This is a genomic window from Streptomyces sp. NPDC048254 (assembly GCF_043201895.1).
Lineage (GTDB): Bacteria > Actinomycetota > Actinomycetes > Streptomycetales > Streptomycetaceae > Streptomyces.
In genome coordinates this window covers 196,315-212,046 of record NZ_JBICZJ010000013.1, presented here as the reverse complement: position 1 = coordinate 212,046, position 15,732 = coordinate 196,315, and the positions used below count along the sequence as shown (strand labels likewise).

At 70.8% G+C, this 15,732-nt stretch carries 10 protein-coding genes and 1 pseudogene; 3 read left to right on the top strand and 8 right to left on the bottom strand.

What is annotated here, in order from left to right; all coding sequences use genetic code 11:
• Positions 1–27: 27 nt before the first annotated feature.
• The 5 genes from ACGFZQ_RS32990 to ACGFZQ_RS32970 are packed head-to-tail and all read right to left on the bottom strand — an operon-like array spanning position 28 to position 6,357.
• Complete coding sequence (locus ACGFZQ_RS32990; RefSeq protein ID WP_393843392.1) at positions 28–2,034, bottom strand: endo-beta-N-acetylglucosaminidase; 2,007 nt, start codon at positions 2,032–2,034, stop codon at positions 28–30.
• The gene (locus tag ACGFZQ_RS32985) at positions 2,031–3,278 is read right to left on the bottom strand and encodes a glycosyl hydrolase (protein WP_393843391.1); all 1,248 of its coding nucleotides are present in this window, start codon (positions 3,276–3,278) and stop codon (positions 2,031–2,033) included. Before ACGFZQ_RS32985 ends, ACGFZQ_RS32990 begins: the two co-directional genes overlap by 4 nt.
• Before the next feature lie 25 nt (positions 3,279–3,303).
• Positions 3,304–4,170 (bottom strand): carbohydrate ABC transporter permease, encoded by an 867-nt coding sequence (locus ACGFZQ_RS32980; RefSeq protein ID WP_393843390.1) that lies wholly within the window; start codon positions 4,168–4,170, stop codon positions 3,304–3,306.
• Entirely contained in the window at positions 4,167–5,054 is an 888-nt protein-coding gene (locus ACGFZQ_RS32975) for a carbohydrate ABC transporter permease (RefSeq protein WP_393843389.1), read from the bottom strand. The genes ACGFZQ_RS32980 and ACGFZQ_RS32975 overlap by 4 nt, the downstream gene beginning before the upstream one ends.
• A gap of 10 nt (positions 5,055–5,064) precedes the next feature.
• Positions 5,065–6,357 (bottom strand): ABC transporter substrate-binding protein, encoded by a 1,293-nt coding sequence (locus ACGFZQ_RS32970; protein WP_393843388.1) that lies wholly within the window; start codon positions 6,355–6,357, stop codon positions 5,065–5,067.
• Positions 6,358–6,620: 263 nt separating this feature from the next.
• Here ACGFZQ_RS32970 and ACGFZQ_RS32965 point away from each other — a divergent pair, with 263 nt between their 5' ends.
• The 3 genes from ACGFZQ_RS32965 to ACGFZQ_RS32955 are packed head-to-tail and all read left to right on the top strand — an operon-like array spanning position 6,621 to position 12,706.
• Complete coding sequence (locus tag ACGFZQ_RS32965; RefSeq protein ID WP_393843456.1) at positions 6,621–7,646, top strand: LacI family DNA-binding transcriptional regulator; 1,026 nt, start codon at positions 6,621–6,623, stop codon at positions 7,644–7,646.
• A 21-nt stretch (positions 7,647–7,667) separates the two neighbouring features.
• Positions 7,668–8,003: a CU044_2847 family protein gene (locus ACGFZQ_RS32960; RefSeq protein ID WP_382531867.1), complete on the top strand. Its 336-nt coding sequence runs from the start codon at positions 7,668–7,670 to the stop codon at positions 8,001–8,003.
• Between the two features lie 2 nt (positions 8,004–8,005).
• A complete protein-coding gene (locus tag ACGFZQ_RS32955) occupies positions 8,006–12,706 on the top strand; it encodes a trypsin-like peptidase domain-containing protein (RefSeq protein WP_393843387.1) in 4,701 nt (1,566 codons plus the stop codon).
• Here ACGFZQ_RS32955 and ACGFZQ_RS32950 read toward each other — a convergent pair.
• From ACGFZQ_RS32950 to ACGFZQ_RS32940, 3 genes and pseudogenes are all read right to left on the bottom strand, one after another.
• Positions 12,703–12,927, bottom strand: coding sequence for a hypothetical protein (locus tag ACGFZQ_RS32950; RefSeq protein ID WP_393843386.1), 225 nt, complete (start codon positions 12,925–12,927; stop codon positions 12,703–12,705). The two genes, ACGFZQ_RS32955 and ACGFZQ_RS32950, sit on opposite strands and share 4 nt — an antisense overlap.
• Positions 12,923–13,060, bottom strand: a pseudogene (locus ACGFZQ_RS32945) (hypothetical protein); the annotation flags it as partial. The gene ACGFZQ_RS32950 and the pseudogene ACGFZQ_RS32945, both read right to left, overlap by 5 nt.
• A gap of 243 nt (positions 13,061–13,303) precedes the next feature.
• Complete coding sequence (locus ACGFZQ_RS32940; RefSeq protein ID WP_393843455.1) at positions 13,304–15,682, bottom strand: alpha-L-fucosidase; 2,379 nt, start codon at positions 15,680–15,682, stop codon at positions 13,304–13,306.
• Between the last annotated feature and the right edge of the window lie 50 nt (positions 15,683–15,732).

Below are 15,732 nucleotides of genomic sequence, written 5' to 3'. Positions count from 1 at the left end.
TGGGGTGCTCCGTTTGTTCGTTACCGGTTACCAGGTGTGCGTGACGGTCACGGGATCCGACGAGGTGTACAGCTCCCCTACGGCACGCACTTCGAACCGTGCCGCCACCTCGCCCTGCTCCGGCTGGAGCCCGGTCAGGTAGTAGGCGCGCTGGCCGGTGGCGCCGAGGAAGCGCCGGGTGCCGTCGGGGAGCAGCCGGTGCAGGGTGTAGTGGCGCACAGTGCCGGGGGCGGCGTCCCAGGCGAGGCGCAGGTTTCCGCCGTCGGCCGCCGTGATCCCCGGGGCGGCGGGAGCGGCGGGGGTACTCACCGCCTCCCGTACGGCTATGGCGCCGAGCCGCCACTGCACGGGCCCGGCGGTCGCGGTGAGCCGGACACCGAGGGCGTGGACGGTGCCGGAGAGACCGGTGAGCGGGACGGTCGCGGTCGACCAGCCGTCGCCCGGGTCCACCGGCAGATAGGTGTACGGCGGTGCCGCCCCGGCGCTGCCCGGCTCGGCGGTGGCGACGGCGAGCTCGACGTCCACGCCTCCAGAGTCGGTCCGGTACGTCAGTTCGACAACCGTCTGCGCCGAGATCGGCAGCTGGGTCGCGTAGAGGTCCAGCACCACGGGCTGGTCCAGCGCACCGTTCACCAGCACGCTGCTGCCGCCCCGCCAGGCGTCCGCGAAGTCGAAGGTCACGGCCGGCCTGGTGCCCGCCGTCCGCACCGCCCACCGCCGGGACGGCAGCCGGTCCTGCAGACCGAGGTGGTTCCAGGGGGTGTCCGAGGTGACCTCGCCGTCCTCGTACCAGCGCAGGCCGTGCCCGGTGTTGAAGACGCTGGCGAACGGCACCGCCGACACCGTCGACCGGTCCGCCACCGACACGGCCGGCGCCCGCCACGGATCCGTGCCGTCCGGCCGGGACGGGTCCAGTGACCGCCCGGTCCAGAACAGGTCGTCGGCGGCGTGGAAGTCGCCGGGGGTGCGGCTCGCGGGGAGGTGGTTGCGGGTCCACTCGGGCCGGTAGAAGCCGATCGAGGTGACGTGCGCCGAGCCGCTGGGCACGATCGCGTCCCAGTTCACCGAGGTGCTGGACCCGTGGGACTCGACGTCGACACCGGCCCACAACTCATAGCGGTCGCGACCCAGTTGGACTGCCTGGGTGCCGGAGGAGGCGAGCGTCGAGGTGCTCCAGCGGAAGTCGACGAACATGTCGTCGGCGGTCTGGAAGAAGGCCTGGTTCTGGCTGTTGAGCGCGCCCTGCCAGCTGACCGTCCCGTTCACGGTCATCGCGTCGTACCAGGTGACCCGCTGGCCCCGGGCGGCGGCGAGGGACTTCAGCTCGGTCATGAAACCGAGCATGGCGGTGCCGAGGGCGGTGTTGCCGCCGCCGGTCTCGGCGTTGACGAACCAGCCGTCGAAGCCGTAGGCGGCGGCCACCGCGACCAGTTGGGCGGCGAGCGGACAGTGCCCGGTGGCGTCCTGCTGGACCAGGTCGCGGGTCCACTGGAGCTGGCCGCCGTAGGCGGTGGGCGGCAGGAAGATGGTGCCGAGCACGGGCACGCCGTGCCGGTGGGCCGCGTCGACGATCGGCGCGTTCGGGGCGAGGACGATCCCCTCCCCCGCCGAGCCGCCCCAGAAGACCAGCTCGTCGAGGTAGGACCAGTGGGTGAGCGCGTAGTAGTCGGCGGTGGCCGCGCCCTGGGAGGGGTTGCTGGAGGTGGGCCCGAAGGACACCAGCGCCTGGACGCGGGCCTGCCCGGAGCGGGCGGTGGTGTTGGCCGGGGTCGGGGTGAAGCGAGCGGCGAGCGGCACGGAGGCGGCGTTGAAGGCCAGGTCGGCGTCCGTGGCCGCGCTCCAGCTCTTCAGGCTGTGCCAGGTGATACCGGTACCGGGGCTGCCGGAGGGGAAGGAGTCCGGGTACCAGTAGGAGGCGTACGGCGGGGTGACGGCCGCCGCCTCGGTCGCCCCGGTCGCCGCCGTCGCCGGCAGTGAGCGGGCCAGGGCCGCCGCGGTGGCGGCGATCAGGACGGTACGTCTGCTGGGGTTCACGAGCGGGTGCCTCCTGGTGGGGCGGGAAGTACCTGATCGGGAGTGACGACCTCGGTGATGCCGCGCGCGGCGAGATGGTCCTGGTCGTCCGCGCGGGTGTCGAGGACGGTGGTGGGGCGGGCGCCGTCGGCGACGAGCCGGAACCAGGCGTCGAAGACCGGCCCGCCGGGCGCGCACCGGGAGCGCAGGGCCGGGTCGGAGGGCACGACGAGCGCCGTGCCGCGTGCCTTCGCCGCCCTGGGCTCGGCCGCCGCGAGGGCGTGGGCGAGGTCCTTGGGTTTGCGGTCGTTGGTGAACAGACCGAGCCCGTATTCGAGTTCGGGGAAGTCGGCGAGGCTCCGGCTGACGTCGTGCGAGCACCACCAGGTGACGCCCCACAGATCGGGGCAGTCCAGTACGGCGGTGAGGGTCGCCTCGGTGAAGGCGGCCGCGTGCTCGGCGGGGATCAGCGGCGCGGGCGCGCCCACTTCCTGGAGCCATACGGGCCGGTGCGGGTCCTCGGCCCAGGCCTTGCTGAGCTCCACCAGATACGCGGCGTGCTGTTCGGTCTGCGGGGCGGTGCGGCCGTGGCGCTGGGCGGTGCCGTTGAACACCCAGGAGTGCACGGCGGTGAGGTCGCCGAGGCGGGCCGAGTGGGCGGGGGTGAAGGGCTGGTCGTCCTGGTACCAGGCGGCGTCGTAGGAGGCGTGCAGATGGAGCCTGCCGGGGGCGCCCTCGGCACAGGCGGCCAGCAGCCGTGCCAGCCAGCGCTCCGCCTCCTCCTCGGTGGCCCGGTCCGGGTCCGGATGCGGGCCGGCGGCGAACTGGTTGACCTCGTTGCCGATCGTCATCCCGATGAAGTTGGGCCGGTCCGCCAGCGCCGCGGCCAGGGTACGGAGATAGGCGGCCTCCCCCGCCACGACCTCAGGGTCGGTGAAGAGGTTGCGCCGGTGCCAGGTCCGGGTCCAGGCCGGCAGGAAGTCGAAGCTGCTCAAGTGCCCTTGCAGTCCGTCCACGTTGACGTCGAGACCGCGTTCGGCGGCCGCGTCGGCGAGGGCGACGAGCTGCTCCACTGCCCGCGGCCGGATCAGGGTGCGGTCGGGCTGGAAATAGGGCCACAGCGGAAAGACCCGGATGTGGTCGAGTCCCAGAGCGGCGATCGAGTCGAGGTCGGCGCGTACGGAGTCCAGGTCGAAGTCGAGCCAGTGGTGGAACCACCCTTCGCTGGGGGTGTAGTTGACGCCGAAGCGCACGGCCGGAGGCATGCGGTCTCCTTGCGGGAACGGGTGTTCAGCCTTTGACGGCGCCTTCGCCCACCCCGCGGAAGAAGTACCGCTGGAGGCAGGCGAACAGGGCGATGAGCGGGGCCACGGCGATCACGGTGCCGGCGGCGACCAGGCGTTCGTCGATGGCGAAGGTGCCGTGCAGGTAGTTGAGGCCGATGGTGAGCGTGAACTTGGACGGGTCGCTGAGCACGATCAGCGGCCAGAGGAAGTCGTCCCAGGCGCCCATGAAGGCGAAGATCGCGACGACGGCGACGGTGCCCTTGACCGACGGCAGGGCGATCCGCAGGAACCGCTGCCAGACGTCGGCGCCGTCGACGTAGGCCGCCTCCTCGATCTCGTAGGGCAGGTTGAGGAAGGCGTTGCGCATCAGCAGCACGTTCATGGCGCCGATGGAGCCGGGCAGCACGACGCCGATCAGGGTGTTGTTGAGGCCGAGTTCCCGCATGGTGGTGAACTGGGCGATGATGATCCCCTCCACCGGCACGAGCATCGCGAGGATGAAGACGAGGGTGGCCACGCGGCGGCCTCGGTAGCGCAGCCGGGCCAGGGCGTAGCCGGCGAGCGCCGAGCCGACGCAGTTGGTGACCACGCTGGCGCCCGCCACCTTCAGCGAGTTGAGGGCGTAGTCCCAGACGGGGATGGTGTCGGCGACCCGCTGGTAGTTGTGCAGGGTGGGATGCTCGGGCAGGAAGCTCGGGGGCGAGCTGAAGATGTCCTCGGTCGGCCCCTTGAGCGAGGTGGACAGCTGCCACAGGAACGGTCCGACGGTGACCGCCAGCACGAGCAGCAGGAGTGCGTACCGCAGGACCAGTTCGCCGATCCGGATGCGGCGCCCGTGCTCGTCGGTGAAGCGTGCCCGGGAGGCGCTCATGGGCGGTCCCTCCGGTCGGCGCGCAGCACCAGCAGCATCAGCGCGACGGTGACGACGAAGACGACGACGGAGAGCGCCGAGGCATAGCCGACCCGGCCGGTCAGTCCGGTGCCGGTGCGCTGGACGAGCATCACGAGGGTGGTGTCCTCGCCGGCCGGGCCGCCGTCCGGCCCGGCCATCAGGTACACCTCGGAGAACACCTTGAAAGCGGCGACCGACGAGAGCGCGGCGACCAGCACCATCGTGGAGCGTACGGCGGGCACGGTGACGGAGAGGAAGCGGCGCACCGCCCCCGCGCCGTCGACGGCGGCGGCCTCGTGCAGCTCGCGCGGGACGTTGGCGAGCGCCGCCAGATAAATGATCATGTAGTAGCCGAGCCCCTTCCAGACCGTGACCGCCATCGCGCTCAGCAGGAGCAGCCACTGGTCGCTGAGGAAGCCGATCCGGCCGATCCCGACCGTCTCCAGCAGGGAGTTGACCAGGCCGCGTTCGTCCAGGAGCCAGACCCAGATGAGCCCGACCACGACGATCGAGGCGACGACCGGGGTGTAGAAGGCGGACCGGAAGAAGGCGATGCCCGGGATGTTCTTCTGCACCAGCAGCGCGAGCAGCAGCGGCAGGACCACCAGGGCGGGTACGACCACGACGATGTACAGCGTGCTGTTGCGCAGGCCGGTCCAGAACATGTCGTCGTGGATCAGCTCACGGAAGTTGGCGAGGCCGACGAACCGGCCGGGGATCAGGGTGCGGCGGTCGGTGAAGGAGTTGACCACCGTCGAGACGAACGGATAGACCACGAAGGCGCCGACGACCAGCAGCCCAGGAGCGGCGAACAGCCAGGGACTGGTGGGCAGTTGACGCCGCACGCGGGACACGCCGGCCATGCCTCGCCCCTCAGCCCTGCTGCTGCAGCAGCTGGTCGCAGGCCTTGACAGCGTTGTCCAGAGCCGTCTTGGGGCTCTCCTTGCCCTGCAGGGCCTTGGCGACCTCGTTGCGCAGCGCGGTCTTCATCTGGTCGCTGAACAGCACCGGCGTGTAGTTGACCGCGGACTTCAGGGACTTGGCGGCGGCGATCCGCACCCGGGTCTCGTCGGTACCGTCCTCCTTGGTGAAGTACGGGTCGTCGAGGGAGCCGGCGGTGCTGGGGAAGATGGCGACCTTCTTGGCGAAGGACATCTGGTTGTGCGCGTCGGTCACGAAGTGCGCGAACGCGACGGAGGCCGCCGTGTGCTTGGTCTTCGAGTTGACCATCACGCCCATCACGTACATGTTGACGTGCCCGGTGCTGGTGATCTGGTCGGTGATGCCGATGTTCTTGTACAGGTTCGGCGCCTGCTTCTGGAAGTTGGCGAGGTCGAGGGCACTGCCGGGGTTCATGGCGACGGCCTCGGTGAGGAACTTCTTGCCGGAGGACTCCGGGGTGGCGGTCAGCGCCTGCGGGTCCAGCGCCTTGGCGTCGTACAACTCCTTGTACTTGGTGAGCAGTTCGACGCCCCTGGCGTCGTTGAAGGCGAACCCGGTGCCCTGCTTGTCCATCAGCTCGACGCCGTAGCGCCCGAAGTCCTCGATGGTGGGGACGTTGGCGAGGGTGGCGACCTTCCCGTCGCTCTGCTGTGCCATCTTCAGGGCGTCGGCGAAGAGGTCGTCATAGGTCTTCGGCGGCTGCGCGGGGTCGAGTCCGGCCTGCTTGAACAGGGCCTTGTTGTAGAAGAGCGGCCCGGTGTTCAGATACCAGGGGAAGGCGTAGGTCCCGCTCATCCCTGGTATCTGATGGCTGGCCCAGGCCCCTTCCAGGTACTCGGGCTTGTACTTGGCCGCCGCCTTGTCGAGGTCGAGGGCCAGGCCCGCCTTGGCGAGCGGGGCGGCGAGGTCCGGGGAGACGTTGACGACGTCGGGCAGGGTGCCGCCGGCCGCGTCCGCGCTGATCTTGTCGGCGTAGCCCTCGGCGGGCTGGTCGATCCACTTCACGTGGGTGTCCGGGTACTTCTCCTCGAAGTCCGCGATCAGGCCCTCGAAGTACGGCTTGAAGTTCGCGCGCAGGTTCCAGGTCTGGAAGGTGATGTCGCCCTCGACCTTGCCTGAGGCATCGGTGGAGCCGCCGCCGTCCTCCCCGGAACCGCAGGCGCTCAGCGGCAGGGCGAGGAAGGCGGCAGCGGCGAGGGCGAGGGCTCTGCGGGAGATACGCATGGTCCGTTGCTCCTTTGCAGCGGGGGCGGCCGAAGGTGCCGCGCCAGACCTTGCACGCCGATTCCACGACGAGTCAATGGATTCGGCACAGCTAAAGTCATTAGTGGCTCAAAGTCCCTGCTCAGCAAGGTGTTACCAGCGTATTGCGGTCGATCGCTAATACGCTTTAGGGTGTTCGAACTCAAGCGCATTAGCGGATCACGGTCCCGACCGAATGAGGAAGTGAGTTGGCGGAGAAACGCGTCCCCGCGCGCCGGCCGACGATGAAGGACATCGCGCGCCGGTCCGGAGTCTCCGAGAGCGCGGTCTCCTTCGCGCTCAACGGCCGCCCCGGGGTCTCCGAGACGACCAGGGCCCGGGTGCACCGGGTCGCCGAGCAGCTCGGCTGGCGGCCCAGCACGGCCGCCCGCGCCCTGTCCGGAGAGGGCGCGGCCACGGTCGGCTTCGTCCTCGCCCGTCCCGCGCACTCCCTGGGCGTGGACTCCTTCTTCCTGCAACTGGTCTCCGGCATCCAGGAGGTGCTCGCCGAACGCCATCTCGGCCTGCTCTTCCAGATGGCGGAGGACGTGGCCGACGAGTGCGCGGTGTACCGCCGCTGGTGGGCGGAACACCGCGTCGACGGCATCCTGATGGTGGACCCGCGCGCCGACGACCCCCGCCCCGGCCTCCTCGACGAGCTCGGCCTGCCCGCGGTGGTGATCGGCGGCGCTCCCGACGAACGCCACCCGGGGCTGTCGACGGTCTGGGCGGACGACGCGGCCGCGATGGCGTCGGTGGTCGACGAGCTGACCGGGCTGGGGCACCGGCGGATCGTCCACATCGCCGGCCTGCCCGGCCTCGCGCACACCCAGCGCCGGGTCCGGACCCTGCGCGCCGAGGCCGGGCGGCGCGGCCTGGGCGAGGTCCACTCGGTCACCACCGACTACTCCGACGCGGAGGGCGCGGCCGTCACCCGCCGCGTCCTGCGCGCCACCCCGCCCCCGACGGCCCTGATCTACGACAACGACGTGATGGCGGTGGCCGGGGTGGCGGCCGCCGCCGAACTCGGCTACTCGGTCCCGGACGACGTCTCCGTCGTCTCCTGGGAGGACTCGGCCCTGTGCCGCATGGTCAAGCCCTGGCTGTCGGCGCTCTCCCGGGACAGCGCCGAGTTCGGCCGGGTGGCGGCACGCGAGCTGTCGTCCCTCCTGGACGGCGGTGCGGCACGCGCCGTCCGGGTACCGGTCCCCCGGCTGACGGTACGGGGCAGCACGGCGGCCGCCGCTCGCTACGATGAGCCGTCTACCTGAGGACTGTTACGGGGGAAGCCAGTGGACGAGGGTGCGCAGACGACGGTCCCGGTCGAGATCGACGGCCAGACGATCCTGATGTCGGTGGCTCCCGGCGAAGGCACGCCGGCACTCGCCCTGGGCGAGGAACAGGAGATCGGCTGGCGCCGCCCCAGCCTCGCCCCGGTCCTCGACGGCCTCACGGCGGTGGCCCGCGCGATGGGCACGCGGCTCCAGCAGACGGGAGCGTCGAAGGCGACGGTCGAGTTCGGCTGCGACGTCTCCTTCGACACCGGACAGTTCCTGGCGGTTGTGGGCAAGGCGTCGTCCAAGTCCACGTGGAAGGTGACCCTGGAGTGGACCGCCCCGGGAGCGTAGACGTGGACGGCTGGAGGAGGTTGCTGGAGCCGGCGACCGTCGCACTGGACCTGCCCGGCGCGAACGCGGGCGGGACCGGGTTCGTGATCGCGCCGGGGGTGGTGGTGACGTGTGCGCACGTGGTGGCCGGGGCGGACGAGGTGCGGGGGCGGATCGGGGCCGGCGCGGAGTTCACGCTGACGGTGGCGGACGAGGAGCGCTACCGGTCGGCCAGTGGACTGGACGTGGCGTTCCTGCGCTGCGCGGCCGAGGCACCGCATGTGCTCACGTCACCGGCCGCCACCCTCGGCGACCGGCTCCGGGCCTACGGTCATCCGAAGGGCGACTACCGGGCGGGACAGTGGGCCGCGCTCGAGTATCAGGGCGACTCGCGCCTGAGTTTCGAGGACGCCATCGCCATGCCCCGGGGCTACGGCGTCCCCGTCGGCGAGGGCTTCAGCGGCAGCCCGGTGGTGAACGAACGCACCGGCGCGGTCTGCGGCATGCTGGCGCGGTCCAACAAGGCGGGCAGCGCCCACCTGATCCCCGTCGCCGAGATCCTGGCCCGCTGTTCGGTGCCGTCGGCACCGGTCGACTGGCTGGGCAGCCTCACGGACGACCAGTTGCGGGCGGGCGGCTTTCGGTATCCGGGTGCGCTGGTGCGTGACTACCTGGCCGCGGCCCGTGATGCGGCCGACGAGCACCCGTACGCCTCCCTCCTCACCGACGTCGGGCACATCCCGCTCTCGACCGTCTACGTCCGCCAGGAGGCTTCGCCCACCGACGACGCTCCGACCCACCGCTCCCGGCGCGAGGATCTGACGGCGGCCACCAGCGTGCTGGACACCGACCGCCACGTCCTCTTCACGGGCGGGGCCGGATCCGGCAAGTCGAGCGTGCTGCGCCGGCTGACGTTCACAGCGGCGTCCGAGTGGCTCGGCGATCCGGCGAAGGCGCCGTCGTATCTGCCGGTGCGGGTGACGGCGGAAGCGCTTCTGGGGCTGCCGTTCGCCGAGGCCCTGTCGGGGGCCGTGGGGCGGGACCTGCCCGGGCTGCGACGGTCGCTGCCGCCGGAGCTGTTCGAGGCCGCCCCGATGCCGGAGGTGGACTGGCTGGTCTGCGTGGACGGTCTCGACGAGGTGCTGGATCCGGAACACCGCGGCCGGGTCATCCAGTTGATCCAGCGGTGGGCCCGAGAGCCGTATCTGCGGTTCGCGGTGGCCAGTCGGTCGCTGGTCATGGCGGAGATGGACCGGCTGGACGCGCTGCGGCGGTATGCGCTCCTGCCGTTCGACGAGACCGCGATGCGGGGCGTCGCCGAAGCGTGGTTCACGGTGCTGAAGGTGCCGGACGCGGTGCGGCAGGCGGGCAAGCTGGTGGCGAGCCTGCGGCGGGGGCGGCTCAGCGAAGCGGCACGGAATCCGCTGTACCTGACCATGATCTGTGTGGTCGCGGCGAGCGCGGACCTGCCGCGCAACCCCGCCGAGCTGTACGGGCAGTTCGTGCGCATCCTGCGGGACAAAGGCGCGCGGCGGCTCAGGCGCGGTGATCCGAGGGTGGACGGCATTACGCCGGAGCTGCTGGACGCGGTGCACGACGTACTGCGTCAGGTGGCCGAGTCGAGACAGGGTGGAGACGCGCGGCCCCTGCTCGATCAGACACTGGAGCGCCTCGACACGGCCTTCCCTGGCGTGGCCGCCTCCAAGGACCTGGTCTTCCGTGCCCTCGCCTTCACCGGGTTGGTCACCGAGCGCGGTGGGGAACTGGTCTTCCCGCACCACACCATCCAGGAATATCTGGGCGCAGGTGCGATCGCCGACCGGCTGAACCCGAAGGAGCCGGAGGCGCTCGGGATCGTACGCGAGGCGATCGCGTCCGAGCGGCCCAATGTGGTCCTCTTCCTGGCCGCGCGCTGGCATGAGAAAGGTATGTCGCTCGACGAATTCCTGCGCACCGTAGTGGAGGTGGGCGGCTGGCGCGATCTGTTGCTGTGCGCCACGATTCTGAGTGACGGCCTGGTGATCGACGAGGGGCTGAAGGTCCGCTTCACCAGAGCGGTGCTCAAGCTCGACGGCCGGGATGTGGCAGTCGGTGATCTCAAGGCCGATACGGTACTCGACCGGTTGTACGCCATCCTCGACCCGCGCGATCTGACGTCGATCGTCCGCGATCCGGACGTTCCGCACGGTCCGCGGCTCAACGCGTTGAAGCACTGCGTGCCACGCGGTGTCGAGCGAGCCGCCGAATTGGCCGCGGAGGTCGCCGAAGGGGCGGATCTCCCCGCTTCCGCGCGCATCGTGGCGGCGCGGCTGCTCGCCGATGCCGGTGAACGGCCGGCTGCCTGCCGCATCCTCGCGGACATCGCGCGCGACCCCGACCAGCTGCCGGAGATGAGGTTCAAGGCGGCGGAGTTCCTGCACAAGCTGGATCGCGAGGCCGGTACCGAAGTGCTCGCGGATTTCCTGGGCACCGTCGACGCGTTCCAGCAGAACATCGAACTCAGCTTGGGGCTCCTGAACTCCTCCACTGACCGCGCCTGCCGGACTGTCATGGCCGAGGCGCTCTCGGCCAATGAAACACTGGCCCGCGCCCATCCGGACAGGTGCCGGTACCTCGTGAGCAGCCTGCTGTCCATGGAGCGGCCGGAACTGCTGGAGGACTTCAGCCAGGACTCCACGCTTCCCGTACACATTCGCTACATGGCCGCATTGGCCCTGATCAGGAAGCGAGACTCGGCGGACGCAGTCTGGGAGGCACTGAGTTCCGACATTCTCCGTCACCCGGACGCATCCGACGACGCGGTCGAGGCAACGATCGACAACTGTCGGGAACCCTCCCTCGTGGAGATCGCGGCCCGCAATGGGCGGCTTGCCCTCTCCACACGCATCATGGCGGCGCAGCGCCTCGTGCACCTCGGTGCGCGAGCTGCGGCCGCCGAGTGTGCGCGGGATCTCGAGGACGCCCCGGATTGGCAGGAGTGGGCCGTCCAGTTGTCCGATGTGTTCCGGGAACTGGGCGAGGGATTCCGGGCGAGGCGACTGCTGTTGGAGGTCTTCGGCGATCCGGAGCAGGCCACCCACGATCGCCTCTCGTGCGCCGCCCCTCTCGTCGAGCTCGGAGAGTCATCGCATGTGCGCGAGGTCCTGTCCCGGCTGGCCCAGGACAGCGGCATCGCCGCGGACGACCGGCTCTCCGCGATCCGCGCACTCCGTCAGGTGGATCCCGCCGCTTCGGTACGTCTGCTGACCGACATGGCGGCCGATCCGGCCATGCCCGGAGCCGTGCGCCTCGACGCTGCGATGCGCCTCCTCAAGGCCGGCCACCGGAACACCGCTTCGGATCTGCTGCGCCGGGTCGCCCAGGATCCGTTCTCCGGCATGGCGCGGCGTATCCAGGCCCTCAGCGCCCTGGCCGAGGTCGACATCCCTGCGGCCTCCGAGACACTGCACCGGCTCATGGACGAGTCCGGGCTGACGGCAAAGGACCAGTGGAGGGTGCTCGACCTCGCTGACGCGCTCGTCCCCGACGCGACACTCCGCGAACGACTCGACGCGCTGCTCGGCGACACCACGGTTTCCCCGGACGAGTTCCTGGGCATCGAGGTCGCGTACTTCCGGCATCGCACGGCCGTGGTTCCCCTCATCCGGCGAACGCTCGGCCATATCGTGGACGCCCCGGACACCAAGCCGGGTACCAGGGCCCTCGCCGTGGCACGTTCCTTCGGGCTGATCCCCTACACCCGGTGGAAGGAGCTCATGGCCGGTCTGGCCTCCGACCCCCTGCACCGTCTCAGTCTGCATGCCGGCACCGGCGGGCTCGGCTCTTCCGGTGTCTACTCCGGAACCTGGGAATACCTGTCGTACGAGCGGGACTCGGACACGGTCACTCCCCTCCTCGGTGCTCTCGCGGAGGTGGATGCCCTGACGGCCGTCGAAGAGTGGATCGAACTTCTGTCATTGCGTCGCCCGGAAGCAGTCAAGGAACTGCGGCAGCTGTCGTACGTCCTGCACAGAAGCCGCCTCCGCGATCAAGCTGACGGCCTGCTCCTGGCCTGGGCCAAGGACCCGGGGGCCTGCGTGTCCGACAGAATCGCCGCAGCGGAACTCGCCGAAGGCGCCGGCCGGGCCCCCTGGTACCACCTCAGCATCGACGAGTCCACACCCGCCCGACTCCGTACAGCGATCTGCGAGCACCTCCCGGGCTGCGGCGCGTACAACCGCATCCCCCTCCTGCGTACCCTGGCAACAGACCCCGCCGCCGACATCCGCGCCCGAGCCACCGCCGCCGCCCTCCTCGCCGAGGATCTGGGTGCGGAAGGCCGCCGCATCCTCCAGGAGATCTCCGGCCCGCAGACCACCGACCCCGAAGCCCACCTCGCCGCAGCCGCGGCCTGGAAGAGACTGGACATCGGCCGCGAAGCCGTGGCCGCCTGTCGCCGAGTCCTGGACGACGAGGAGGCGGACCCGGCTCAGCGCAGCGCCGCAGCCGGCGAACTCATCAACTGGCCCGCTCTGCGCAACCGTGCGAAGGAAGCGTTGGTCGCGTTGCTCAACGCGCCTGAGGTCCCCGCCGCCACCCGCATCACAGCGGCCGAAAAACTGCTCACGGCCCGCGAGTCCGCCGAGGCCCACCTCGGTCTCCTCCGTCTCTCCCGCACCTCCGGGCCAACCGCCTCCGAGCGGAAGCGCATCACAGCCCTGCTCCCGCCCGACCTCGCCGGCTAGACGGACGCCGACCGGAACAGCGCGAACCCGGCCAGCCGTACCTCCCCCCTGGCCGCCGTCACCCGCACCCGCCATCGCCGTGCCCGTACCGGCTGGGCGAGCCGCAGGATGCGGCTGGCCCCGACCGTGCCGGCCGTGACCACCGTGGACCACGTGCCGTCCGTGGGTGAGGAGTTGAAGGAGGGTGCGGGTGCCGAAGAAGGCGCCGGTCGCGGTGGCACCGGTCACCGACAGCCGTCGGCCGGAGCTGAGTTCGTAGCCCTCGGTACCGAGCGTGGACCGTGCCGACGGGCGGACGTCGATGACGATGTCGTCCCGGGCGGGACGCGCCCGCGACGACCCGGACCACGCCATGTCCGGCCGCGCGAAGATCGTCGGCGAGGGTGTCGGCGACCTTGCGTTCGGCCGCGCCGGAGGCGACAAGACGCGTACCCGAATCGAACGCGTAAGTCCCCGGCTTCGGCGTCCAGTTGGCCAGCGCGGGCACGGTGACCGGCGGGGCCGCCTGCCGCTGGTGTGCGACCGCCGGTCGGGGCCGCCGGCAGCGTCAGTGCCGCCACGGCGCCGACCAGGCGCAGCACTCTCCCGCCGAGTGCCTCAAGCATGCCATTCGACCTTGAACACCCACACGTGCTGTCCCGCCCGCCGGGCCGCCTCGGGCACGTCGATGACGAGCGAGCCGTTGCTGACGGTCCAGGTCAGCGGCCGGTGGTGGCCGAGCATGGTCACCTTGTCGCCGGCCCGGACCGGCACCGGTGCCTCGACGGTGAGCTTGGCACCGGGCCGGGTCAGGGAGTGGATGTAGAAGGCCTCGTTCGGGCGGACGGTGAACCGCAGGTCCTCGCCGAGCTGGGCCATGCGCGACCAGTAGGTGGTGCCGTGGATCGCCTCGCCGTTGACCGCGAGCCAGGCGCCCGTCTCCCGCAGCCGGGTCTGCATGATCTCCGGGATGGTGCCGTCGGCGCGGGGGCCGATGTCGAGCAGGAAGTTGCCGTTCTTGGAGACGATGTCGACCAGGCTGTGCACGACCTCCTCGGTGGTCATGTAGGCGTCGTCCGGGGTGGCCCGGTTGTAGCCGTAGCTGCGCGGGTCGAGGCCGCGGCTGGCCTCCCACTTGGCGACGACCGTGTCGGCGTACGTCGTGTACTCGGGCGTGGTGAAGTCGTGGAAGCCGATGCCCGAGCGGTCGTTGACGGTCACGTCGACCGGACGGGCCCGGTTCTTGGCGTGGTTGAAGTACTCGGCGAGGACGTGGACGCTGTCGTTCGCGCCGCCGATGTCGCACCAGATGATCTCCGGGTCGTAGCCGTCGATCAGTTCGAGCATCTGCGGGGCCTGGAAGTCCCTCACGTAGTCCTTGCCGGAGGTGTATCCGGTGTACGGCAGCGGGTCCAGCGTGTATGGGTTGCGCGGGGCGTGGCCCATCCAGGGGTCGTCGGGGTTGAACCACTCGGGCATGGAGAAGTAGAGGCCGCGGTGGAGTTCGGGCGTGTACCGGCGGGACGCCTCGAACAGCTCCTTGACCAGGTCCCGTTTCGGGCCCATCTTGACGGCGTTGCGGTCGGAGACCTTGGTGTCCCACAGGGCGAAGCCCTCGTGGTGCTTGGAGGTCAGTACGTGGTACTGGGCACCGGCGTCCCGGAACAGCTCCACCCACGCCCGCGGGTCGAACTTCTCGGCGGTGAAGCGCGGGATGAAGTCGTCGTAGGCGAAGTCCTCGCCGTAGGTGTCCCGGTGGTAGGCGTAGGTCGGGTTGTTCGGGTCCTGCATCTGGTCCCAGTACCACTCGGCGTACTGCACTCCGACCGGCGCCCACGCGGGCACCGAGTAGACGCCCCAGTGGATGAAGATGCCGAACTTGGCCTCGTTGAACCAGTAGGGCGCCTGGTGACCGGCCAACGAGGTCTCGCTGGGCTGGTAGTCGGCGGTGCCGAGCGTCAACGTGCGCTTGGCGGCGGCGACTTGGGCGCCGTGTCCGCGCACGCTCACCGTGCCGTCCCGCTCGGTGCCCGGCGCGGTGCCGGTGCGGCTGCGGATGCCGACGTGGACGCGTGCCTGTTCGCCGGGGTCGAGGCGGCGGATGCGGGCGGGCTCGACGGTACGGGCGCCGGGGACGTCGACGCGTACGGACACCGCGTCGCGGGCCAGGATCGCGACGGTGCCCGCGTTGACGACGGTGGCCTCGATGCTCTGGGCACCGGTGGCGTCCAGCAGCGAACCGGTGGAGCGGGCGTCGCGCAGGGCCAGCGCCCGCCCCTGGGCGACGGGCTGGAGGGAGAGCGCGAAGACGTGCAGGGCGCTCTTGCCGGCCTCGGCCGGGTCGCCGACCGGCAGGGTGACGGCGACGGCCTCGCGCTGCGGGTCGATCCACACCTCGGAGGTGCCGATCCCGACGCTGTGCTGGTCCTTGCCGCCGTCCGGCTGGTAGCGGTACGGCGCCGTCAGCGGGCCGCCCACCGCGTACCAGTCGCCGCCGCTCAGGCCGGCGGTGGTGGTGGTGCCGTCGGCGTAGTGGACGGTGGCCCGGCCGGAGGCGTTGCCGTAGCTGCCGGCGGTGAGGAAGACGGCGGACAGGTAGTGACCCCTGGGGAGGTCGACGCGCTGGCCGCGTGCGACAACGTTGTTCTTGGCGCCCGCCGTCGCCGCGGGGAAGTCGAAGGGGATGCCGTCGACCTCGATACGGCCGGCCGGGAGTTCCTCGCCCGGGAACGTGTAGCCGGAGCCGTCGAAGTCACCGCCCCGGGCGTCGGCGGTGTCGATGCCGTCGTTGTCGTAGAGGGAGTCGAGCGGGACGGGGACCGGAGTGGGGACGGGGACCCAGGACGACGCGGCAGGCTCGCCGGCCCCCGCACCGGCGGCGCGGGCCTCAGCAGGCTCGGCGGCGTGTGCCGTGGTCGTCGCGGCGAGCGGCAGGGCGGCCGCCGCGGCGACGCCCGCCGCGGCCCCCAGCACCTGACGTCTTGGATAGGGAGACATGCTCATGCGCGGCTCCATTCATCGGATGTCTGATGATTGAGCGGGCTCAG